This is a genomic window from Pseudomonas persica (genome assembly GCF_900291015.1).
In the GTDB taxonomy this organism is placed as follows: domain Bacteria; phylum Pseudomonadota; class Gammaproteobacteria; order Pseudomonadales; family Pseudomonadaceae; genus Aquipseudomonas.
In genome coordinates this window covers 1-259 of sequence record NZ_OLKL01000213.1, presented here as the reverse complement: position 1 = coordinate 259, position 259 = coordinate 1, and the positions used below count along the sequence as shown (strand labels likewise).

General features: G+C 66.4%; 1 pseudogene. It reads left to right on the top strand.

Annotated elements, in window-relative coordinates:
• Positions 1 to 259, top strand: a pseudogene (locus FQ664_RS26310) (alkene reductase); the annotation flags it as partial.

Here is a 259-nt window from a genome sequence, read left to right as displayed (position 1 = left end):
GCGTGTAAGCGTACGCCTGGCGCCGCTGACCACGCTCAATGGCTGTGTCGACGCCGACCCGGTCACCACCTATACCGCAGCGGCCAAGCGCCTGGGTGAAATCGGCATCGGCTACCTGCACATTGCCGAAGCCGACTGGGATGACGCGCCGGACATGCCGGTGGACTTCAAGCAACAGCTGCGGGCGGTGTTCCCCGGGGTGATGGTGTATGCCGGCAAATACACCGGCGAACGTGCACGGCGCGCGCTGGAGGAGGGC